At 73.4% G+C, this 20,819-nt stretch carries 21 protein-coding genes; 16 read left to right on the top strand and 5 right to left on the bottom strand.

All coding sequences use genetic code 11. The annotated features are described in order from the left end of the window. Positions 1-52: 52 nt before the first annotated feature. Both RVR_RS26740 and RVR_RS26745 read right to left on the bottom strand, forming a co-directional pair. Positions 53-322, bottom strand: coding sequence for a hypothetical protein (locus RVR_RS26740; RefSeq protein ID WP_202236446.1), 270 nt, complete (start codon positions 320-322; stop codon positions 53-55). Between the two features lie 15 nt (positions 323-337). Continuing rightward, a complete protein-coding gene (locus RVR_RS26745; protein WP_202236447.1) occupies positions 338-1,012 on the bottom strand; it encodes a helix-turn-helix domain-containing protein in 675 nt (224 codons plus the stop codon). A 366-nt stretch (positions 1,013-1,378) separates the two neighbouring features. Here RVR_RS26745 and RVR_RS26750 point away from each other — a divergent pair, with 366 nt between their 5' ends. The 5 genes from RVR_RS26750 to ftsY all read left to right on the top strand — a co-directional run bounded on the left by RVR_RS26750 (position 1,379) and on the right by ftsY (position 5,511). Next, positions 1,379-2,206, top strand: a complete 828-nt coding sequence (locus RVR_RS26750) for a helix-turn-helix domain-containing protein (RefSeq protein ID WP_237404982.1) — start codon at positions 1,379-1,381, stop codon at positions 2,204-2,206. After that, positions 2,203-2,448 carry a DUF397 domain-containing protein gene (locus RVR_RS26755; RefSeq protein ID WP_202236449.1) on the top strand — a complete coding sequence of 82 codons (246 nt, stop codon included), beginning with the start codon at positions 2,203-2,205 and terminating at the stop codon, positions 2,446-2,448. The genes RVR_RS26750 and RVR_RS26755 overlap by 4 nt, the downstream gene beginning before the upstream one ends. Positions 2,449-2,634: 186 nt before the next feature. Next, positions 2,635-3,468, top strand: a complete 834-nt coding sequence (locus RVR_RS26760) for an alpha/beta fold hydrolase (RefSeq protein WP_202236450.1) — start codon at positions 2,635-2,637, stop codon at positions 3,466-3,468. A gap of 22 nt (positions 3,469-3,490) precedes the next feature. Then, on the top strand, positions 3,491-4,030 hold the full coding sequence (locus RVR_RS26765; RefSeq protein WP_202239220.1) for a TetR/AcrR family transcriptional regulator: 540 nt from the start codon (positions 3,491-3,493) through the stop codon (positions 4,028-4,030). A gap of 272 nt (positions 4,031-4,302) precedes the next feature. Beyond that, a complete protein-coding gene (gene ftsY / locus RVR_RS26770; protein ID WP_202236451.1) occupies positions 4,303-5,511 on the top strand; it encodes a signal recognition particle-docking protein FtsY in 1,209 nt (402 codons plus the stop codon). Positions 5,512-5,689: 178 nt separating this feature from the next. On the opposite strand, the gene RVR_RS26775 is transcribed toward ftsY, so the two are convergent. Next, positions 5,690-6,412 carry a bifunctional DNA primase/polymerase gene (locus tag RVR_RS26775; RefSeq protein ID WP_202236452.1) on the bottom strand — a complete coding sequence of 241 codons (723 nt, stop codon included), beginning with the start codon at positions 6,410-6,412 and terminating at the stop codon, positions 5,690-5,692. 196 nt (positions 6,413-6,608) lie between these two features. Between RVR_RS26775 and nsdA the strand changes: the two genes are divergently transcribed. The 6 genes from nsdA (at position 6,609) to RVR_RS26805 (ending at position 14,984) form a co-directional block, all read left to right on the top strand. Further along, entirely contained in the window at positions 6,609-8,072 is a 1,464-nt protein-coding gene (gene nsdA / locus RVR_RS26780; RefSeq protein ID WP_202239222.1) for a transcriptional repressor NsdA, read from the top strand. A 269-nt stretch (positions 8,073-8,341) separates the two neighbouring features. Continuing rightward, positions 8,342-9,667, top strand: a complete 1,326-nt coding sequence (locus tag RVR_RS26785) for an ammonium transporter (RefSeq protein ID WP_202236453.1) — start codon at positions 8,342-8,344, stop codon at positions 9,665-9,667. Next, positions 9,664-10,002: a P-II family nitrogen regulator gene (locus RVR_RS26790; protein ID WP_202236454.1), complete on the top strand. Its 339-nt coding sequence runs from the start codon at positions 9,664-9,666 to the stop codon at positions 10,000-10,002. The genes RVR_RS26785 and RVR_RS26790 overlap by 4 nt, the downstream gene beginning before the upstream one ends. 157 nt (positions 10,003-10,159) lie before the next feature. Beyond that, the gene (locus tag RVR_RS26795; protein ID WP_202236455.1) at positions 10,160-12,592 is read left to right on the top strand and encodes a [protein-PII] uridylyltransferase; all 2,433 of its coding nucleotides are present in this window, start codon (positions 10,160-10,162) and stop codon (positions 12,590-12,592) included. Between the two features lie 107 nt (positions 12,593-12,699). Further along, the gene (ffh, locus tag RVR_RS26800; RefSeq protein ID WP_202236456.1) at positions 12,700-14,241 is read left to right on the top strand and encodes a signal recognition particle protein; all 1,542 of its coding nucleotides are present in this window, start codon (positions 12,700-12,702) and stop codon (positions 14,239-14,241) included. A gap of 206 nt (positions 14,242-14,447) precedes the next feature. Then, positions 14,448-14,984, top strand: coding sequence for a GNAT family N-acetyltransferase (locus RVR_RS26805; RefSeq protein WP_202236457.1), 537 nt, complete (start codon positions 14,448-14,450; stop codon positions 14,982-14,984). Positions 14,985-15,047: 63 nt separating this feature from the next. Here RVR_RS26805 and RVR_RS26810 read toward each other — a convergent pair whose 3' ends face one another. Continuing rightward, positions 15,048-15,551, bottom strand: a complete 504-nt coding sequence (locus tag RVR_RS26810) for a ribonuclease FAU-1 family protein (RefSeq protein ID WP_202236458.1) — start codon at positions 15,549-15,551, stop codon at positions 15,048-15,050. 156 nt (positions 15,552-15,707) lie between these two features. Further along, positions 15,708-16,601, bottom strand: coding sequence for an MDR/zinc-dependent alcohol dehydrogenase-like family protein (locus RVR_RS26815; RefSeq protein ID WP_202236459.1), 894 nt, complete (start codon positions 16,599-16,601; stop codon positions 15,708-15,710). Positions 16,602-16,838: 237 nt separating this feature from the next. Here RVR_RS26815 and proS point away from each other — a divergent pair, with 237 nt between their 5' ends. The 5 genes from proS to rimM all read left to right on the top strand — a co-directional run bounded on the left by proS (position 16,839) and on the right by rimM (position 20,818). Continuing rightward, positions 16,839-18,251, top strand: a complete 1,413-nt coding sequence (gene proS, locus RVR_RS26820) for a proline--tRNA ligase (RefSeq protein WP_202236460.1) — start codon at positions 16,839-16,841, stop codon at positions 18,249-18,251. 317 nt (positions 18,252-18,568) lie between these two features. After that, positions 18,569-19,159 (top strand): hypothetical protein, encoded by a 591-nt coding sequence (locus tag RVR_RS26825; RefSeq protein WP_202236461.1) that lies wholly within the window; start codon positions 18,569-18,571, stop codon positions 19,157-19,159. Between the two features lie 147 nt (positions 19,160-19,306). Beyond that, positions 19,307-19,747, top strand: coding sequence for a 30S ribosomal protein S16 (gene rpsP / locus RVR_RS26830; RefSeq protein ID WP_202236462.1), 441 nt, complete (start codon positions 19,307-19,309; stop codon positions 19,745-19,747). Positions 19,748-19,749: 2 nt separating this feature from the next. Further along, on the top strand, positions 19,750-19,989 hold the full coding sequence (locus RVR_RS26835) for an RNA-binding protein (protein WP_202236463.1): 240 nt from the start codon (positions 19,750-19,752) through the stop codon (positions 19,987-19,989). A 160-nt stretch (positions 19,990-20,149) separates the two neighbouring features. Then, on the top strand, positions 20,150-20,818 hold the full coding sequence (gene rimM / locus RVR_RS26840; RefSeq protein WP_202236464.1) for a ribosome maturation factor RimM: 669 nt from the start codon (positions 20,150-20,152) through the stop codon (positions 20,816-20,818). Position 20,819: the final 1 nt, after the last annotated feature.

Below are 20,819 nucleotides of genomic sequence, written 5' to 3' on the forward strand. Positions count from 1 at the left end.
AGCCCAGTGCCTGCACTGCTCTGCCTACTGCCCCGCGGGGGTGTCGGTGCGGTCAGGGATGCGTGGCCGGTGTGCTCGCACCTTGAGGTCGAGGCCGGGCCTCGTGCTCCACGGTCTTGGACCGGCCTACGTGGCTCGGACGGGTGCCTTTCTCGGCCGTGGCCGTGTGGGCATAGGCGGCCGCGGTGGTCTCGATCAGGGTCAGGGAGGGCTCCGGGGGGAGGGCGGCGTTCGTGAGGAGGTCGTGGGCCATACGGGCGAGGGACACCGCGGCCGGATCGGTCTGGTGGGTGCCGGTGTGGTCGGTCGCGAAGTGGAGCACCGGACTCTCCTCGGCTTACGTCATGACGCGCAGCGCCCCGTCGGTGGCGGCCGGGTGCGGGGCGGCCGTCAGCGGGAGGACGCGCAGGGTCACGCGCTCGCGCCGCACAAGCTCCGCGAGGTGGCGCAACTGCTCGGCCATCACCTCGGCCCCACCGAGCGGGCGTAGCAGCGCGGCCTCGCCCAGCACCGCGCTGTAGCGGGGGCCGAGGGGGTCCCGTAGGACCGGAGTGCGCGACAGCCGCGCCTCCCAGCGGTGGCGGGTGGGGCGGTCCGCGAGCAGCGTGGCGTACGTCCGTGTGACGGCCGCCGCGTACGCGTCCGTCTGGAGCAGGCCCGGGACCAGCGCGGCGTCCCACTCCCGGATGGCCGTCGCCAGCCACTCCCACTCCGGCAGGGCTGCGAGGCGCCCGGGGGCCGGCGCGGAGCGGGCGGCCTCGACATTGCGTTCGAAGAAGCCGCCGGTGTCCAGGAGTTCGTCCACCGCGGGGGTCAACTCGTCCGGCAGGCGCCGCTCTCCCTGCTCGATCCTCGCCAGGAACGACATCTCGATGTGCAGCTTTGCCGCCAGGTCCACGAGGCTCAGCCCGGCCCGCTCCCGGTGGTACCTCAACTCCGCGCCGTACAGCGCCCGCGCGGACAGCGTCGTGTCCAGCCTCTTCCCGGAAAATCGGCCACGGTTCACAGACATGGCGGGGCTCCTTGTCTTCGGACGGGCGGGTGGCGAGCCTTCGGCGGCTGGCAGCCCGCTCCGCGGTCAGGGTGGATCGTCCGCCGCCGTCCGTGTCGTAACGAGAAGCAAGCGTGCGATCACTCAGAAGAATCCCGCAGGCTTTTTTAACGCACAAGTTAACGTTAAGATCTGGCGAAAATGGCACATGCCAGGTGCTCGGCAGGGCCGTGGTGCGGGGCGACTGCGCAGTCCGCGCGCGGGGCTGGGCGCTTTCCCGCGGGGCGGGCGGCTTCGGCTGGCCGACGCGTGGAAGCGCCGCCGGGACAGGGATCGAGAAGAGGGTGACACATGGCCGCTCGGCGAGGACCGACCTATCTGCGGGTCATGCTCGGCAAGGAACTGCGCGCACTGCGCGAGCGGAACGGCCTGACGGCGGAGCACGTCTCCGTGGAACTCGGTTTTTCGAGGGTCAAGCTGAGCCGGGTCGAGACGGGTGACATCCCGTTGCCGAAGCTCGCGGACCTCGAAAGGCTGATGGACCGCTACGGCGTCGAGGATCCGGACGACCGGGACGCGCTCCTCCACATGCAGCGTGGTTCGCTGAGCCGGGAGCCGTTCACCTCGTACCGGAACCTGTTGCCGTCCGGACTGCCTCTCTATCTCGGCCTGGAGCGGGATGCCACCCGTATCCGTGGTCACGAGAACCGGGTGGTGCATGGCCTCCTCCAGACGCCGGCGTACGCCGAAGCGCTCGCCCTGTCGGCGAAGGTCGTCGAGGAACGCACCACGGAGTTCGTCGAAACGGGTGTGCGCCTGCGTATGGAGCGGAAGCAGTTGCTCACGCAGCCTGACGGACCTGAGGTGCACATCGTGCTGACCGAGAACACCCTTCGTACCGTGATCGGATCTCCCGAGGTGATGCGCGCGCAGTACGCGGAGATCGTCCGACTGTGCGAGGCGGACACGGTGGAGGTCCAGATCATCCCCGACGACCTGCCGACGTACCGCGCGAGTTGGAACTTCACCATCCTTGACTTCACCGACCTCGGCTCGGTGGTCCAGAGCGACAGCGCCATGGCGACGACGATGTGGTCGAAACCCGGTGACGTGGGTTTCTATCAGCGACAGTTCGATGCCATGGTCAAGGCGGCACCGGGGCCGGCCCAGACGCCCGGCTTCCTCCGCGACCTCGAAGAAAGCCTGTGGACATGACGATCCAAGCCGCACGCGCCCGCTCGACCGACCCGCACCTGTGCCCCGCCCGGGCATGGCGCAAGTCCTCCTACAGCTCGCAGGACAACGGGAACTGCGTCGAGGTCGCGCCGCTCGACGGCGTCGTCGGGATACGCGACTCCAAGGACAAGGAGGGCGCCGCGCTTCTCGTCACCGCGGCCGGGTGGGCCTCCTTCGTGGGCCTGGTGCGTTCCGGCGCCGTCGACTTCGGCGTCGTCTGAAGCCGGGGGAGCGGGACGCTTGGCGTGCGGAGGCCGCGGTGCGGGGGCGGGTCGGCGCGCAGCGCATCCGGATACGGGCGGCGCGCGCCCGCGTGGCGGAGCCGAGGCGGGATGTGTTGACACGGTTGGCTAATCGGATTAGCTTTTAGCTAACGGAGTTAGCCGAACCGAGTCCAAGGGGATGCCATGACCGAGTACCTGGCCGTCGAGGGCGGCACGATCGCGTACGACGTGACGGGGGACGGCCCGCTCATCGTGCTCGCGCACGGGATGGGGGACAGCCGCGCCTCGTACCGCGCGATGGCCCCGGCGCTGGTGGCGGCCGGCTACCGGGTCGCCGCCGTGGACCTGCGGGGCTGCGGCGAGTCCAGCGTCCAGTGGCCGGAGTGGAGCCGCACCGCCATCGCCGGCGATCTGCTCGCGGTGATCCGGCACCTGGGCGGCCCGGCCGTCCTCGTCGGGCACTCGATCTCCGGCGGGGCGGCCACCATCGCCGCGGCCGTCGAACCCTCGCTGATCAGCGCCGTGGTCGAGTTGGGCCCCTTCACCCGCAAGCAGTCGCTCGGCCTGGACGCGCTGCGGGTGAAACGGGTCCGGCAGGGCATGCTCCGGCTGGCCGGGGCCGGCCTCTTCGGCAGCGTCCGGCTGTGGAAGGCGTACCTCGACGTCGCGTACCCGACCAAGCCGGCCGACTGGGACGAGCGGATCGGCCGGATCGACGCCACGATGCGGGAGCCGGGCCGGATGAAGGCGATGCAGGGCATGGGCCGCGCCGCCCCGGCGGACGCCGGCGAGCACCTCGGGAACGTCCACCGCCCCGTCCTCGTGGTCATGGGCTCGCTCGACCCCGACTGGGCCGACCCGCACGCCGAGGGCTCGGCGATCATCGACGCGCTGCCGGCCGGGACCGGCCGCCTGGCGATGGTCGAGGGCGGCGGCCACTACCTGCACGACCAGGCCCCCGACCAGGTCGTCCCCCTGGTGCTCGACTTCCTCCGCGAGCAGGCCGCCCGTGCCTAGGGTCGGACTCGACCCGGCGGCCGTGGTCGCGGCCGGCGCCGCCCTCGCCGACGAGGTGGGCCTCGCCCGGCTGACGATGGGGTCGCTCGCCGAGCGGCTCGGCGTGCGCACGCCCTCCCTGTACAAGCACGTGGCCGGCCAGGACGACCTGAACCGGCGGATCGCCGTCCTGGCGCTGGAGCAGGCGGCGGACGCCGTCGGCGGCGCGATCCAGGGGTACTCCGGCCGCGACGCCCTGGCGGCCGCGGCGCGCTCCTTCCGCGCCTTCGTCGTGGCGCACCCCGGCCGGTACGCGGCGACGATCGGCGTGGAACCGTCGGGCCCGGACGACCCGCTGGCCGCCGCGGGGCAGCGGAGCCTCGACGCCTTCAGGGCGGTGCTGCGCGGCTACGCCGTCGCACCCGCCGACATGGACCACGCCCTGCGCACGCTGCGCAGCACCTTCCACGGGTTCGCCACCCTCCAGTCGGCCAACGGCTTCCAGTGGAGCGCCGACATCGACGAGAGCTTCGAGTGGCTGATCGACTTCACCGACCGCGGCCTGCGCACCGGCTCGGCCTGACCCCGTGAGGCCCTTCGGGGTGGCGGACCCGGAGACGGCCGCGAACCGGTTGGCCCGAAGACGGCCGCGAGCCCGTGGGCCCGCAAACGGGCCGCGCCGACCCCGCCCGAGGGCCCCGTCCCCGGGCGCGGAAGGCGTGTCGCGGGCCCTGCGCGCGGCGGCCGTCCGCACCCCCCGCCTGCGCGTCCCGCCGGCATGTCGGCCGCGCGCACCCGAGCGGGTCGCGCGGGATGGGACGGCGGCGACCCCGGAGTAGGGATACTGGGGGGGTTATGGAAACCGTCATCCTTGTCGTCGTCATTGCCCTGGTCGTGATCCTGGGGGCCGGCGGGTTGGTGATCGGCAGCCGCCGCAGGAACAGGCAGCTACCGCCGTCGCCGCCGAGCACCCCGACGATCACCAAGCCTCCCGCCGAACCGCACGTCGGGGATGAGGCCGAGACCCCGCGGGAGGAGCCCCGCCGGACCATCGAGGAGGTCCCGCTCCCCGGCGCGACCGCCGCGCCCGAGGCCCCGGAGGAGGTGGAGCTCCCCGAGCAGGTCGTCGTCGAGCGGCCCGAGCCGACCGAGGGCCGGCTGGTGCGGCTGCGCTCCCGGCTGTCCCGCTCGCAGAACTCGCTCGGCAAGGGCCTGCTCACCCTGCTGTCGCGGGAGCGGCTGGACGACGACACCTGGGAGGAGGTCGAGGACACCCTCATCACCGCCGACGTCGGCGTGACCCCGACCCAGGAACTCGTCGAGCGGTTGCGCACCCGGGTGCGCGTGCTGGGCACCCGCACCCCCGACGAGCTGCGCACCCTGCTGCGGGAGGAACTGCTCGCGCTGGTCGACCCGACCCTGGACCGCGCCCTGCGCACCGAGAGCCACGAGGAGTCCCCGGCCGTCGTGCTGGTCGTCGGGGTGAACGGGACCGGCAAGACCACCACCACCGGCAAGCTCGCCCGTGTGCTGGTGGCCGACGGGCGCAGCGTGGTGCTGGGCGCCGCCGACACCTTCCGCGCCGCCGCCGCCGACCAGCTCCAGACCTGGGGCGAGCGCGTCGGGGCCCGCACCGTCCGCGGCCCCGAGGGCGGCGACCCCGCCTCGATCGCCTTCGACGCGGTCAAGGAGGGCATCGCCGAGGGCGCCGACACGGTGCTGATCGACACCGCCGGCCGGCTGCACACCAAGACCGGCCTTATGGACGAGCTGGGCAAGGTCAAGCGCGTGGTCGAGAAGCACGGCCCGGTCGACGAGGTGCTGCTCGTGCTCGACGCGACCACCGGCCAGAACGGCCTGGTGCAGGCCCGCGTCTTCGCCGAGGTCGTGGACATCACCGGCATCGTGCTCACCAAGCTCGACGGCACCGCCAAGGGCGGCATCGTGGTCGCGGTCCAGCGCGAGCTGGGCGTCCCGGTCAAGCTCGTCGGGCTCGGCGAGGGCGCGGACGACCTCGCCCCGTTCGAGCCGGAGGCGTTCGTCGACGCGCTGATCGGCGAGTAGGGGGAGGCGGACGGCACCGGGCCGTACCTCCGCGGATGTGTAAGGGGCGCCCACCCCCGGTGGGCGCCCCTTACACGTGAGGGTCGGCGCGCTGACGCGCACACGTGAGGGGCAGCGCGCCTACGCAGGCCCGCGTCCGGTGCGAGTGCCTACGCGGACCCGCGACCGGTACGGGGTCCTACGCGCAGACCCGCGTCCTGTGGGCCACGTAGGCCAGCGTCCCCAGCAGCAGGCGCGCCTCCGGCGGCTGCGGCATCGAGTCCAGCCGCGGCTCGCGCAGCCACCGGGCCGGCCCGAGCCCGCCGAAGTCCGAGGGGGGAGCGGTGACGTGGTCGCCCGGGCCCAGGCAGCGCAGGTCGAGCCGCGCGTCGTCCCAGCCCATCCGGTACAGCAGGTCGGGGAGTTCCGCCGCGGCGCCCGGCGCCACGAAGAACTGCGCCCGCCCGGCGGGGGTGAGCAGCACCGGCCCCAGGTGCAGCCCCATCCGCTCCATCCGCACCAGCGCCCGCCGGCCCGGCAGCTCGGCCACCTCGATGACGTCGAAGGTCCGCCCGACCGGCAGCAGCACCGACGCGCCCGGCATCCGCTCCCACATCCGCTCGGCGGCCTCCGGCCCCGCGCCGGCCGGCAGCTCGGCGGCCGGGTCCAGCGGGTGCGCGCCCGGCTCCTTGCAGCGCGGCTCCCCGCAGGAGCACACCTCCCCGCCGCGTTCCGCCCGGGCCCCCGGCACCACCGCCCACCCGCACAGTCCGGTGTACTCGGCGACGGTGCCGCACAGCGCCGTACGCCCCCGGCGGCGGGTGGCACTCCAGGAGCCGGGGAGCGCCGCCACCCGCGCGGCGTGCCGCACGACGGTCCGCTGCTGCCGCATCTCGCGCATGCTGCCGATCGTGAACACCATGACCCCTCCAACGGATCGCGCCGGCCGTTGGTTACGCACGCGCACGGCGCCCCGGCGGCATGGGTCCAGTCAATCGCCCGCCGGTCCGGCGGAGTTCATTCGATGGGGTGGCGAATGGTGGCGTTTCCGCAATTGCGGTCGCAACGCGTGTGACTGGAGGGCTACGTTACGGGTGAAGCAGAAGCGGGATGGGGGCGTGGCCGTGACCGGGACAGCGGACAAGCAGCCCAACGCGCAGTTGACCTCGTGGTTCGTGCGCAGCGGTTGGTCCAAGGGGGAGCTCGCGCGCCAGGTCAACCGCAGAGCCCGCCAGTTGGGCGCCCACCACGTCAGCACGGACACGTCAAGGGTGCGCCGCTGGCTGGACGGCGAACAGCCGCGGGAGCCGATCCCGCGCATCCTGTCCGAGCTGTTCTCCGAGCGCTTCGGCTGCGTCGTGCCCGTCGAGGACCTCGGGCTGCGCTCGGCCCAGCAGCCTCCCTCCGGCGGCGACATCGACCTGCCGTGGGCCGGCCCGCAGACCGTCCAGCTCATCAACGAGTTCTCCCGCAGCGACCTGATGCTCGGCCGCCGAGGATTCCTCGGCGCCTCCCTCGCGCTGTCGGCCGGGCCGGCCCTGCTGGAACCCATGCAGCGCTGGCTGGTGCCCACCGCCGCAGCCCCCCGCCCGGCCGCCGCGCAGGGCCCGGGCGCCGGCGGCGGCCGCGCCGCCCGGCTGTCCGAGCAGGAGCTGCAACTGCTGGAGTCCACCGCCGCGATGTTCCGCGAGTGGGACAGCCAGTGCGGCGGCGGGCTGCGCCGCAAGGCCGTCGTCGGCCAGCTGCACGAGGTCACCGACCTGCTCCAGGAACCGCACCCCGAGCCCGTCGCCCGCCGGCTGTACCGGGTCACCGCCGACCTCGCCGCCCTGGCCGGCTGGATGAGCTACGACGTGGGTCTGCAACCGATCGCCCAGAAGTACCTGGTCCTCGCGCTGCACGCGGCCAAGGAGGCCGGAGACCGCCCGCTCGGCGCGTTCGTGCTCTCCTCGATGAGCCGCCAGATGATCCACCTGGAGCGCCCCGACGACGCCCTGGAACTCATCCACCTCGCCCAGTACGGCAGCCGCGACTCGGCCGGAGCCGCCACCCAGTCGATGCTGTACGCCCTGGAGGCCCGCGCCTACGCCAACATGGGCCAGGTCAACAAGTGCCACCGGGCGGTCCGGATGGCCGAGGACACCTTCTGCGACGTCCGCGCGGGCGAGGAGCCGGCCTGGATCGACTTCTTCACCGAGGCCGAGCTGCACGCCGAGAACGCGCACTCCTACCGCGACCTCGCCTATGTCGCCGGACGCAGTCCCACCTACGCCTCGCTCGCCCAGCCGGAGATGCTCCAGGCCGTCGAGGGGTTCCGCCGGGACGACGTCCACCAGCGCGCCTACGCGCTGAACCTCGTCGGCATGGGCACCGTCCAACTGCTGATGCGCGACCCGGCGCAGGCCGCCCACTACACCGACCAGGCGATGGCGGTCGCCAAACGGGTCCGCTCCGAGCGGGTCAACACCCGCATCCGCAAGACCACCCACGCCGCTGTCCGCGACTTCGGTGACGTTCCCGAGGTGATCGCGTTGGCGGAGCGGCTTTCCGAGGAACTCCCGGAAGTCGCCGAACCCGCGTGAACGGCGCACTCCCCACGACCGGTCGAACGCACTGATCGGCCGCTCGGACGATCACCCGGGCGCCAGGCTGATGGCCTGCTTTCCCACCCGTATACATCCTTCACCGAACACCCGGATGGTTCATCTCCGCGTAACACGGGTGACTTCTTCGTCACGGCGGTGAAACATCCTATGGCATCGGGTGAAACCCGCCTCGGCCAACCTCAAGGCCAATACCGGCCCACCCCTGCACCGCCCGCACGGGCCGTTCGGATGACGAGGAGACGCCGATGGCACCAGCCATCATCACACTGGCCGCGGACGCGCCCAAGCTCGACACCGGCAATACCGCATTCCTGCTCCTGAGCTCCGCGCTCGTGATGCTGATGACACCGGGGCTGGCGTTCTTCTACGGCGGAATGGTCCGCGTGAAGAGTGCCCTGAACATGCTGATGATGAGTTTCATCAGCCTCGGGATCATAACGCTGCTGTGGACCGGATACGGGTTCAGTTTCGCCTTCGACGGCGACAACGGCGGATTCCTCGGCGGCACGAGCTGGCTCGGCCTGCGGGACATCGCGCCGGACGACCTGTGGGGCGCCACCGGCACCCCGGTCTTCGCGTTCGCCGCGTTCCAGCTCATGTTCGCGATCATCACCCCGGCGCTGATCAGCGGCGCGCTCGCCGACCGGGTCAAGTTCACCGCCTGGTCGCTGTTCATCGCCGTGTGGGCGACCGTCGTGTACTTCCCGGTGGCCCACTGGGTGTGGGGCGGCGGCTGGCTCGGCCAGAAGGGCGTGATCGACTTCGCCGGCGGCACCGCGGTGCACATCAACGCCGGTGCGGCGGCCCTCGGCGTGATCCTCGTCATCGGCAAGCGGGTCGGCTTCAAGCGCGACCCGATGCGCCCGCACAGCATGCCCTGGGTGATGCTCGGCGCCGGCCTGCTGTGGTTCGGCTGGTTCGGCTTCAACGCCGGCTCGGAGATCACCGCCGACGGCGTCGCGTCGACCGTCTTCATCAACACCCAGATCGCCACCGCGGCCGCCATGATCGGCTGGCTCGCCTACGAGCGGCTGCGCCACGGCTCCTTCACCACCCTGGGCGCCGCCTCCGGCGCCGTCGCCGGCCTGGTCGCGATCACCCCCTCCTGCGCCTCCGTCAGCCCGCTCGGCGCCATCGCGGTCGGCGTCATCGCCGGTGTCATCTGCGCCGCGGCGGTCAGCCTGAAGTACCGCTTCAACTACGACGACTCGCTCGACGTGGTCGGCGTCCACATGGTCGGCGGCATCGTCGGCTCCCTGCTGATCGGCCTGCTGAACACCGGCGGTGTCGGCCAGGACGTCAAGGGCGTCTTCTACGGCGGCGGCTGGCACCAGCTCGGCGTCCAGGCGATCGGGGTCTTCTCCGTCCTCGGCTACTCCCTGGTCTGCTCCGCGATCCTCGCCAAGCTCATCGACATGGCGATGGGCTTCCGGGTCCCCGAGGACGTGGAGATCAGCGGCATCGACCAGGCCGAGCACGCGGAGACCGCATACGACTTCACCGGAGTCGGCAGCGTCTCGCACGCGGCCCCCTCGGGCGTCGAGACCGTGACCAGGAAGGTGGACGCGTGAAGCTCATCACCGCCGTCGTCAAGCCGCACCGGCTCGACGAGATCAAGGAAGCCCTCCAGGCGTTCGGCGTCCAGGGCCTGACCGTCACCGAGGCCAGCGGCTACGGCCGCCAGCGCGGCCACACCGAGGTCTACCGGGGCGCGGAGTACACCGTCGACCTCGTGCCCAAGATCCGGATCGAGGTCCTCGTCGAGGACGCCGACGCCGACGAGCTCATCGAGGTCGTGGTCAAGGCGGCCCGAACGGGCAAGATCGGAGACGGGAAGGTGTGGAGCCTGCCGGTCGACACGGCCGTCCGGGTCCGCACCGGCGAGCGCGGCCCCGACGCGCTCTGACGACCCAGGGGATGCGACCGGGGGCGGGCGGGCGGTGCCACGCGGCCCCGCGCCCCAGGCGCGCGCCGGCGTGAGCCGGCCGGCCTCCGGCCGCACCCCGGGCCGCAGGCCCCGGCCACCCCGCGCCGCGGCCCGACCACGAGACAGCGGAGCACGAGTGACCGACAGCGTCGAAGCGGAAGGCCACGGCTACGCGGCGGCCCGGCTGCACCTCCTCACCGAGGAGGGGCGGTCCGGGCCGCCGCGCCGTGCCGCCCTGGCCACCCTCACGGACCGGTGGCTGGCCGGCCTGGCCACCGAGGCCGCCCGGGAGACCGGCACCACCGGCTGGGCACTGGTCGCGGTCGGCGGCTACGGCCGCGGCGAGCTGTCCCCGCGCAGCGACCTCGACCTGCTGCTCCTGCACGACTCCCCGCAGCCCGTCGCCCCCCTCGCCGACCGCCTCTGGTACCCGGTGTGGGACCTCGGACTCGCCCTCGACCACTCCGTCCGGACCCCGGAGGAGGCCCGCAAGACCGCCGCCGACGACCTGAAGGTCCAGCTCGGCCTGCTCGACGCGCGGCACGTCGCCGGCGACGCCGCCCTCACCTCCGCGCTGCGCAGCACCGTCCTCGCCGACTGGCGCAACCAGGCCCCGAAGCGGCTGCCCGAGCTGCGCGAGATGTGCGCCGAGCGCGCCGAGCGCCAGGGCGAGCTGTCGTACCTGCTCGAACCCGACCTCAAGGAGGCCCGCGGCGGCCTGCGCGACGCCACCGCACTGCGCGCCGTCGCCGCCTCCTGGCTCGCCGACGCCCCCCGCGAAGGGCTGGAAGAGGCCCGTACCCGGCTGCTCGACACCCGCGACGCCCTGCACCTGGTCACCGGCCGCGCCACCGACCGGCTCGCCCTCCAGGAGCAGGACCAGATCGCCGAGGCCCTCGACCTGCCCGACGCCGACGCCCTGCTGCGCCAGGTCTACGAGGCCGCCCGCCGCATCTCCTACGCCTCCGACGTGACCTGGCGCGAGGTCGCCCGGGTCCTGCGGGCCCGCGAGTCCCGCCCGCGCCGCCGCGGCCTGCTCGGGCGCGGCCGCACCCCCAGCTCCCAGACGGCCGCCGAGCGGGTCCCGCTCGCCGAGGGCGTCGTGGAGCAGGAGGGCGAGGCGGTCCTCGCGCTGGCCGCCAGGCCCGAGCGCGACCCCGTGCTGCCGCTGCGCGCGGCCGCCGCGGCCGCCCAGGCCGGCCTGCCGCTGTCCCTGCACGCGGTACGGCGCCTCGCGGCCGCCGCCCGGCCGCTGCCCGTGCCGTGGCCGGCCGAGGCCCGCGAGCAGCTCCTCACGCTGCTGGGGGCGGGCGAGTCCGCCGTACCGGTCTGGGAGGCCCTGGAGGCCGAGGGACTGGTCACCCGGCTCATCCCCGACTGGGAGCGGGTCCGCTGCCGGCCGCAGCGCAACGCCGTGCACCGCTTCACCGTCGACCGGCACCTGGTGGAGGCGGCCGTCCAGGCGTCCGGCCTCACCCGCCGGGTCGGCCGCCCCGACCTGCTGCTGACCGCGGCCCTCCTGCACGACATCGGCAAGGGCTGGCCCGGCGACCACAGCGAGGCGGGCGAGGTGATCGCCCGCGACGTCGCCGCCCGGATCGGCTTCGGGGCCGCCGACGCGGAGACCCTCGCCCTGCTGGTCCGCCACCACCTGCTGCTCATCGACACCGCGACCCGCCGCGACCTGGACGACCCCGAGACCGTCCGCACCGTCGCCGAGGCCGTCCGCGACACCTCCACCCTCGAACTGCTCGCCGCCCTCACCGAGGCGGACGCGCTGGCCACCGGGCCCGCCGCGTGGAGCACTTGGCGCGCCTCCCTGCTCGCCGACCTGGTGGAGCGGGTGGCCGGCGCCCTGGACACCGGGGACCTGCCCGACAGCGCCGACCGCGAGCCCACCGCCGAGGAGGAGCGGCTGGCGATCGAGGCGGCCCGCACCCGCGGCCCGGTCCTGGCCCTGCACGCCAGGGCCGAGCCGGAACCCGAGGGCGACGCGCAGGACGAGGCGCTCGGCGTCGAACTGCTCCTGGCGGTGCCCGACCGGCCCGGCCTGCTCGCGCACGCCGCCGGGGTGCTGGCACTGCACCGGCTCACCGTGCGCGCCGCCGACCTGCGCGCGGTCGATCCGGTGGGGGAGGGGCCCGTGGCGCTGCTGAGCTGGCGGGTGTCGGCGGAGTACGGCGCGCTGCCCGAGGCCGCGCGGCTGCGGGCCGACCTCGCCCGCGCCTTCGACGGCTCCCTCGACATCGAGGCGCGGCTCGCCGAGCGGGAGGCCGCCTACCCGCGGCGGCGCGGTGTGGTGCCGCCGCCGCCCCGGGTCACCATCGCCCCCGGGCACACCTCGCAGACCGCCACCGTGCTGGAGGTGCGCGCCCACGACGCCCCCGGCCTGCTGCACCGCATCGGCCTCGCGCTGACCGCGACCGCCGTCACGGTGCGCTCGGCGCGCATCTCCACCCTGGGCGCCAACGCGGTCGACGCCTTCTACCTCGTCGGGAAGGACGGCGACCCGCTCCCGCCGGCCCGCGCGGCCGAGGTGGCGCACCAGGTCGAGGCCGCCCTGCGGTGACCGCCGATTCCGGCGGCTTGCGCCCGGGGCCTCCGGACCGGCGCGCGGGGCGGATACCCTGGAAGGCGACTGTCCTAGCCCCCGACCCCTGAGGACCTGCGACCACCGTGTTCGACACTCTGTCTGATCGCCTCGCGAATACCTTCAAGAGCCTCCGGGGCAAGGGCCGCCTGAGCGAGGCGGACATCGACGCCACGGCACGCGACATCCGCATCGCGCTGCTGGAAGCCGACGTCGCGCTCCCGGCGGTGCGGGCCTTCATCGCCAACGTCAAGCAGCGGGCCCTGGGCGCCGAGGTCTCCCAGGCGCTGAACCCCGCGCAGCAGGTCATCAAGATCGTCAACGACGAGCTGGTCACGATCCTGGGCGGGGAGACCCGGCGGCTGCGCTTCGCCAAGCAGCCGCCGACCGTGATCATGCTCGCCGGCCTCCAGGGCGCCGGCAAGACGACCCTCGCGGGCAAGCTGGGCCGGTGGCTGAAGAAGGAGGGCCACGCCCCCCTGCTGGTCGCCTGCGACCTCCAGCGCCCGAACGCGGTCAACCAGCTCTCCGTGGTCGCCGAGCGGGCCGGCGTGGCGGTCTACGCGCCCGAGCCCGGCAACGGCGTGGGCGACCCGGTCAAGGTCGCCCGGGACTCCATCGAGTTCGCGAAGACCCAGCAGTACGACATCGTCGTGATCGACACCGCCGGCCGGCTCGGCGTCGACCAGGAGATGATGCAGCAGGCCGCGGACATCCGGGACGTCACGCACCCCGACGAGATCCTGTTCGTGGTCGACGCGATGATCGGCCAGGACGCGGTGAACACCGCGGAGGCGTTCCGCGACGGCGTCGGCTTCGACGGCGTGGTGCTCTCCAAGCTCGACGGCGACGCCCGCGGCGGCGCCGCCCTGTCGATCGCGCACGTGACCGGCAAGCAGATCATGTTCGCGTCCAACGGCGAGAAGCTGGACGACTTCGACACCTTCCACCCGGACCGCATGGCGTCGCGGATCCTGGGGATGGGCGACGTCCTGTCGCTGATCGAGAAGGCCGAGCAGACCTTCAGCCAGCAGCAGGCCGAGGAGATGGCCGCCAAGCTGGCGAAGGGCCCCAAGGAGTTCACGCTCGACGACTTCCTGGCGCAGATGGAGCAGGTCCGCAAGATGGGCTCCATCTCCAAGCTGCTCGGCATGCTGCCGGGCATGGGCCAGATCAAGGACCAGATCAACAACCTGGACGAGAAGGACGTCGACCGCACCGCCGCCATCATCAAGTCGATGACGCGCGCGGAGCGGGCCGACCCGCACATCATCAACGGCTCCCGCCGGGCGCGTATCGCCAAGGGCTCGGGCGTCGAGGTCAGCGCGGTCAAGAGCCTTGTGGAGCGGTTCTTCGAGGCGCGCAAGATGATGTCCCGGATGGCGCAGGGCGGCGGCATGCCGGGGATGCCCGGGATGCCGGGCATGGGCGGCGGCCCCGGCCGGCAGAAGAAGCAGCAGAAGCAGGCCAAGGGCAAGCGGCAGTCGGGCAACCCGATGAAGCGGAAGGCCGAGGCCGCCGCGGCCGCGGCCCGGCGCGAGCAGCAACAGCAGCAGGGCGGCCCCGCGGGCCTGCCCGGCGGCAAGGACTTCGAACTGCCGGACGAGTTCAAGAAGTTCATGGGCTGACACCTCGTGGGTGGCAGGGGCCGGCGGTCGCGGACCGTCGGCCCCTGCCGCGCGTCCACGCGGAAAGGAAGGGCGCGCGCGGGCGTGTGCCGCCCGTGCGCCCAGGCGGTGGGCCCGCCCGCCGCGCGGTCCGCCACCCCGCGCGCCCCCTTCCTTTCCGCGTGGACGGCGCGCGGTGGCCGGGGGTCGGCTGCGATGATGCGATCATGCGTATTTCGATCCGCGAGCCCCGGGCGGGGGACGCCGAGGCCCACCGCGCCGCCGTGCTGCGATCCGCGGCCCACCTGAGCCCGTGGAACCCGGTCGAGCCGGACGCGCTGCCCGAACTGCTGCGGCGGCAGGGCGCCGGCCTGCGGACGTACCTGATCGTCGACGACGACGAGGCCGGGCAGGTCGGCGGAGCGGGCGGGATCGTCGGCACCTGCAACGTCGCCAACATCGTGCTGGGCCGCTTCCGCAACGCGGCGCTCGGCTACGACAGCTACCTGCCGTACGCGGGCACCGGGCGGATGACGCCCGGGCTGCGGCTGGTGGTCGACCGCTGCTTCGGCGCCCGGCCGCAGGGTCTCGGGCTGCACCGGCTGGAGATCAACATCCAGCCCGACAACGACCGCTCGCTGGCGATGGCCCGGCGGCTCGGCTTCCGCCACGAGGGCTTCTCGCCGCGCATGCTGTTCATCAACGACGCCTGGCGGGACCACGAGAGGTTCGCGCTCACCGCCGAGGAGTGGCGCGGCCCTTAGGACCTGTCCGGCGGGCCTGTCCGGCGGACCGCCGGGCGTCGTGGCGGCCGGAGGGGGCCGCGCTCACAGCAGGGAGGCCGGCCCGCCGCCCCGGGCCACCCGCTCCAACTCGTCGAGCGCGCGTACCGCCGCCCTCGCGGCGTCCGGGTCCCGCCCGGCCAGCCCGCTCGCCGCGAACTCGTCCTCGTCCAGCCGCAGCACCTCGGAACCGTCGGCGGACACCCACAGGTCGAGGTCCAGGTCCTCGGAGAGCAGCGTGGCGCCCCGCACGACGACCGGGCGGGTGACGTCGCAGTACCAGCCCTTCATGGCGCCGGCCGGGTCGCGCACCTCCTTGACCGCGTACCAGCGGTCGCGCCAGTAGTGCTCGGTGAAGGTGTCGCCGGGTGCGAAGCGGACGAAGCCGAAGTCGCGGACGGTCGGCAGCGACCAGGGCGCGGTGACGGTCACCCGGACGCCGTCGTCGAAGCGCACGGCGGCGTCGTAGCGGACCTTCTCCCGTCCGGCCTTGAGCAGGCGGACGACGGCGGGGGTACCGGGGGACAGGGGAGCGGAGGGCGTCGGCATGCGGTCACTGTGGCCCGGGCCGGCGGGCGGCGGCCAACCGTTTTCCCGCCGCTGTGCGGATCGGGCGGATCGGGGCGGCACGGGCACGAGGGGCGCTCGGGAGCACCGGCCGGCGCACCGCAGGGGACACCGGGGCCCATGGGGCACGGGGGACGCTCAGACGCGGGCGATCAGGTAGCGGAAGACGTTCTCCATGCGCACCGAGCCGTCGGGCCGGCGGTAGGGGTGCAGGGCCTCGGCGAGTTCCTTGTCGACCTGCTGGCTGTCGGTGGCGGCGACGGCCGCGTCGAACAGCCCGGTGGACAGCAGCCCGCGCACGGCGCTGGGCAGGTCGGGGTAGCCGAAGGGGCACGCCACGCGCCCCGAGCCGTCCGGCCGCAGCCCGGCCGTCCGGGCCAGGTCCTCCAGGTCGTCGCGGCCGCTGAGCCGCGGGGCGGGGGCCGCCCCGGCGCGGGGCTCGGCCAGCCGCGTGGCGATGCCCAGCACCCGGGAGGTGGCGCAGCGCTCGGGCGGGCCCCAGCCGGCCAGCACGACGGCGCTGCCGGGGCGCGAACCGCGCGCCACCGCGGCGAGCGCGGGGCCGAGTTCGCCGGCGGGCGCGGCGGGCTCGAAGGCGGTGACGACGTCGTAGCCGCGGGCGGGGGTGTCGGTCCGGCCGCGGGGCGGGGGCGCCGGCACCGCGGCGCCGCCGACGGGGGCGGGAGTCGCCGGGCGGCCGCGCAGGTCCGCCAGGCGCAGCTCCCCCGCCAGCAGCCGGGTGCGCCGCTCCGGCGGGCGGTCGCGCTCGCGGGCCGCCAGCCGCTCGCGGGCCAGGGCCAGCCGCTCGCCGTCACGGTCGTGGCCGGTGACGGCGGCGCCCCGCGCGGAGGCGAGCATCAGGGCCAGCCCGCTGCCGCAGGCCAGGCCGAGCAGCCGGGTGCCGGCGCCGACCTCCAGCCGGTCGTACACCGCGTCGTAGAGCGGTACGAGCATCCGCTCCTGGATCTCCGCCCAGTCCCGTGCCCTGCCCCGGGCGTCCGGCCTGGAACCGCGATAGAGCGTAGCCGTCATGAATGAGCTCCCATCAGCCGACCGGAACCGCCGTGTGCTCCCCGTGCCGTGGTGCTGGGGGGACGCGGGTCCCCTCATGCCAGACAACTGCCGTTTCGCGCCGCCGTCCAGAGGGCGGGTGACGCGTTCTCGTGAACTTCCGGAGACGTCCGTGTTGCGCCCGGCCCGCATGCGCCGGGCGTGCGCCGCCCGGCGGCCGATTCACGCTGGGGTGGCGCGGGGCCGTACCATCGGCCCATGGCTAAGGCTCCCGTTCTCACCCCCCAGGCGGACGACTTCCCGCGCTGGTACCAGGACCTGATCAACAAGGCCGAACTGGCCGACAACGGACCGGTGCGCGGCACCATGGTGATCAGGCCGTACGGCTACGGCCTGTGGGAGCGGATGCAGGCCGACATGGACGCGCGGATCAAGGCAGTCGGTGCGCAGAACGCGTACTTCCCGCTCTTCATCCCGCAGTCCTACCTCACCCGCGAGGCCGAGCACGTGGAGGGCTTCGCGCCGGAGCTGGCGGTGGTGACCCACGGCGGCGGCAAGGAGCTGGAGGAGCCGATCGTCGTCCGGCCGACGTCCGAGACGATCATCAACGAGTACTTCTCCAAGTGGGTGCAGAGCTACCGCGACCTGCCGCTGCTGATCAACCAGTGGGCGAACGTGGTGCGCTGGGAGCTGCGGCCGCGGCTGTTCCTGCGCACCACCGAGTTCCTGTGGCAGGAGGGGCACACCGCCCACGCCACCCAGGAGGACGCCCGCGAGTTCGCCTCCCGCATCCAGTACGACGTGTACGGCGACTTCATGGAGAACGTCCTGGCGATGGACGTGGTGCCGGGCCGCAAGACCGTGAAGGAGCGGTTCGCCGGCGCGATCAACACCCTCACCCTGGAGGGGATGATGGGTGACGGCAAGGCGCTGCAACTGGGCACCAGCCACGAGTTGGGGCAGAACTTCGCGAAGGCGTTCAACACCTCCTACCTGTCCAAGGAGGGCACCCAGGAGCACGTCTGGCAGACGTCCTGGGGCAGCACGACCCGGATGATCGGCGCGCTGGTGATGATGCACGGCGACGACAACGGGCTGCGGGTGCCGCCGCGGCTGGCGCACGTGCAGGTCGTGGTGCTGGCGATCAAGGACGACGAGGCCGTCGTGGCGAAGGTGCGCGAGGTCGGCGAGAAGCTCCGCGCGGCCGGGCTGCGGGTCGTCGTGGACGACCGGACCGACACCCCGTTCGGGCGGCGCGCGGTCGACTGGGAGCTCAAGGGGGTGCCGCTGCGGGTCGAGATCGGCCCGCGCGACCTGGCCGGGGGCACCGCGATGCTGGCCCGCCGCATCCCGGGCGGCAAGGAGCCGGTCTCCCTGGACGCGCTGGACACGGTGCTGCCCAAGGCGCTGGAGGAGGACCAGGCGCGGCTGCTCCAGGAGTCCCGCGACCGCCGGCTGTCCCGGACGGTGGACGTGGCGACGGTCGGCGAGGCCGTGGAGGCCGCGGCCGACGGCTGGGCCCGCATCCCGTGGGCGGACCTCGGCGCGGAGGGCGAGGCGAAGCTGGCCGAGCAGGGCGTGTCGGTGCGCTGCCTGGTCGCCGAGGACGGCTCGGTGCCGGTCGCGGACGACGCCCCGGGCACCGTGGCGATCGTGGCCCGCGCCTACTAGGGCCTTGTCCGGCGGGGCGTGCCGGGCGCCGTGAGTCCGGCAGGATCCGCCGGACAGGCCCTTGGCCGCCGGTCTCCTCCCGGCACCGGGGGCGGGAGCCCCTCCGGTGTCCGCTGACCGATCAGCGGCGTACGGAATATGTTCATACGTCCACGCTTGGGGCGGGTGCGCAGGTTCACCGGTGTTACTCCGGTCCCTCCGCACCCGCCCTGCGTCATGCGTATCCATGCGCAACATCCGGAACTGACCGATCAGTGCAAATTAATTGGGCTAGCCCGGAATAGGAACACCGGGGGCGCCCGGCTCGTTGTCACGGCGTGAGCACGACACCACCTGTTCTCGCCGCCGAGCTGGCAGTCGCCTGGGCCGATATTCAACGGCACCATCCCGAGCTGCCCGATCTGGCCGCGCCCGAGTCCCTGATCGGTGAGTCCTCGTCCGCCTGCGGCACCGAGCTCTCCTTCGAAAGGCTGCTGCACGAAGCCGTGCACGGCATCGCCGCGGCCCGCGGCATCCGCGACACCTCGCGCGCCGGCCGCTACCACAACCGCAGATTCCTCGCCATCGCCGACGAGATGGGCCTGGACCACGCCGAGGAACCGCATCCCAGCAGCGGCTTCTCGCTCGTGGTGATGAGGCCCGAGACCCGGAAGCGGTACCGGGGCACCATCGAGCGCCTTCAGCGCGCGCTGAAGGCGCACACCGTGGCCACCACCGCGGACACCGCCCGCTCCTTCCGTGGGCCCGCCGCCCGGCACGGCTCCTCGGGCGGCGGCGTGCGGGTCAAGGCCGTCTGCGACTGCGGGCGGAATGTCCGGGTGGTCCCCTCGGTGCTGGCCCAGGCCCCGATCATGTGCGGAGCGTGCGGGCAGCCGTTCCGCATCCCGGAGGTCGTTGGGGTCGGCTGACTGTGGCAGAATGTTCAGCTGAGAACTCGACAGCCGTGCAGGAACCCTCTCTCCTTCGGCTGACGCGTCCGCCGGGCGCACGACCTCCACAACCCCACGTGGCCGTCCGCGTGCCCAAACACGTCAACTCCAGGAGAACCCACTCCCGTGGCAGTCAAGATCAAGCTGAAGCGCCTGGGCAAGATCCGCGCGCCTCACTACCGCATCGTCGTCGCCGACTCCCGTACCCGCCGTGACGGCCGGGCCATCGAGGAGATCGGCCTGTACCACCCGGTGCAGAACCCCTCGCGCATCGAGGTCGACTCCGACCGCGCGCAGCACTGGCTCTCCGTCGGCGCGCAGCCGACCGAGCCCGTGCTCGCCATCCTGAAGCTCACCGGCGACTGGCAGAAGTTCAAGGGCGAGCCCGCCCCGGCCCCGCTGCTCCAGCCGGAGCCGAAGGCCGACAAGCGCGCGCTGTTCGAGGCCGCTGCCAAGGACACCGCCGACGAGCCGAAGGGTGAGGCGATCACCCCCAAGGCCAAGAAGGCTGACAAGAAGGCCGACGACGCCGAGGCCACCGCCTCGGCCGAGTCCACCGGGGCCTGAGCGTGCTTGAGGAGGCCCTTGAGCACCTCGTGAAGGGCATCGTCGACAGTCCTGACGATGTGCAGGTCGGTATGCGGACCCTGCGCCGGGGCAGCGTGCTCGAGGTCCGGGTGCACCCCGACGACCTCGGCAAGGTCATCGGGCGCAACGGCCGCACCGCCCGCGCGCTGCGCACCGTCGTGGGCGCCCTCGGCGGCCGCGGTGTCCGGGTCGACCTCGTCGACGTGGACCAGGTGCGCTGAGCGCATCTGCCGCGGTCCCGTGCGTGCCGGCACCCGCCGGCACACCGGGTTTTCGTTGCACCGGGCCGGAGGCGGCTTCCCCGCCTCCGGCCCGACGCGTTTCCCGCCGCGTCCCAGGGGCGCGGCTTCCCCCGTTCCCCCAGCGGAAGTTGAGCAGGACGTGCAGCTCGTAGTCGGCCGGATCGGCCGCGCCCACGGCATCAAGGGCGAGGTGAGCGTCGAAGTGCGCACCGACGAGCCGGAGCTGCGGCTCGCGCCCGGCGCCGTACTCGCCACCGACCCGGCCGCGACCGGGCCGCTGACCATCGCCACCGGCCGGGTGCACAGCGGCCGCCTGATGCTGCGCTTCGAGGGCGTCACCGACCGCAACGGCGCCGAGGCGCTGCGCGGAACCATGCTGATCGCCGAGGTCGACCCGGACCAGACCCCGGAGGACCCCGAGGAGTTCTACGACCACCAGCTGATCGACCTCGACGTGGTGACCGTGGACGGACGCGAGATCGGCCGGATCGCCGAGATCACGCACCTGCCCTACCAGGACCTGCTGGTGGTGGCGCGTACCGAAGGCGGCGAGGTGCTGGTGCCGTTCGTCACGGAGATCGTGCCCGAGATCGACCTGGAGCAGCAGCGGGCCGTGATCGACCCGCCGCCCGGGCTGCTGGACGAGGCGGAGGTGCAGGTGGCCGGCACGCGGAAGGCGGCCGGGCCGGCCGAGGGCGGTGCTTCCGGGGGGAACGAGGGCGTCCCCGGGCGGGACGGCTCCGCGCCCGGCGGGGGCGGCGGTGCTTCCGGTGAGGTCGGCGGCGCTTCCGGCGGAGGCGGCGCCTGAC

The organism is Streptomyces sp. SN-593 (assembly GCF_016756395.1).
Lineage (GTDB): Bacteria > Actinomycetota > Actinomycetes > Streptomycetales > Streptomycetaceae > Actinacidiphila > Actinacidiphila reveromycinica.